We start from the raw sequence: 1095 nt of genomic DNA on the forward strand, positions 1-1095 counted from the left end.
CTTCTAAGATATCCTCGCAGCTACGATACGCATAGCCGCCAAATTTATTCATCTGCGTCTTGGGAGCCTTTAGCTCGCATTGGATTTTGTTTAGAACTTCTAACATTCCTCGTCCTTTGCATTGTAAGATTTAACAAACGCGATAAAATCGCCGATCGTCGTGTATCTATCCACTCTCATCAATGAGAGGTAAAATTTAAAATCTTTTAAACTCATTGTTTATCCTTTATGCTGATTTTTTAAAAGCTTCTATGATTTTCACGCTTAACGCCACCTGCCCTTTTGCCGTGATTTTCGTAGTGAAGCGCTCTTTGTTGCCTTTGGGCGTAACGATGATTTGGGGTATCACTTCAAAATATCCTGCTTCCGCCCACCTCTGGTAAGGCATATTGTCCGCCATCAGATATTTTTCATCTCTTAGCCACTTAAACACTCTATTGCGTCCGACGCTTACGTCCGTATCGCAAAGCGTCTTTACAAAGTCGCCTATTAATGCGCTTGTAGCGCTTGCTTCTACCGCCTCGGCAAACACTATCTTAGGCATATCCGTCCTGCGCTGCGCCTCCAATGCTTCGATCTTGTCTAATTGGGTTATTGCTAGCTCTAAAGCCTCTTTGTAGTTGCGCGGAACGTTAAACGGATTTTTTAGTTTTTCCGCCATCGCGTTAAAGGCGTTGATGTAGGCAACTTTGAATTTGTAAAACTTCTCGCCGTTAAAACTCATAGCCAGAAGAGTGAAACCGTCTTTTGAAACTAAAAAATACGGTCTGCTTTCGCCCTTTTTGTCGGTATATTCAACGAGCCGAAAATTTGACCCGTTGAAATTATCTTGCGGAAGCTCCCTAATTTTTGCTAAAATATGCTTGTGTTCTTTCTCGAACACATCTGCAATTTGTAGGGAAGTAGTCCAGACCTGACCGCCTGCTACTTCCAACTTTATCTCTTGGCCGTTGATGATTAGATTTTCCATTATTTATCCTTTTAAAATTTCATTTTGTTCCATAAAAAAGCGGTCATTATCGTTTGCATACGCCATAACCGCGCCTATCTCGCTATAAACGCCGTCCATTTGATACTGGATTTTGTTTAATAGCC

The 1095-nt window shown here is 41.6% G+C and carries 2 protein-coding genes; both read right to left on the reverse strand.

Annotation, left to right across the window (positions count from 1 at the left end; all coding sequences use genetic code 11):
- On the reverse strand, positions 1-106 hold a 106-nt coding region (locus Q0386_RS07375), incomplete at its 3' end, for an ERF family protein (protein WP_299029221.1).
- A 120-nt stretch (positions 107-226) separates the two neighbouring features.
- Positions 227-970, reverse strand: a complete 744-nt coding sequence (locus Q0386_RS07380) for a phage regulatory protein/antirepressor Ant (RefSeq protein WP_299029218.1) — start codon at positions 968-970, stop codon at positions 227-229.
- Positions 971-1095 lie beyond the last annotated feature (125 nt).

The sequence above is a fragment of the uncultured Campylobacter sp. genome, from assembly GCF_938045625.1.
Lineage (GTDB): Bacteria > Campylobacterota > Campylobacteria > Campylobacterales > Campylobacteraceae > Campylobacter_A.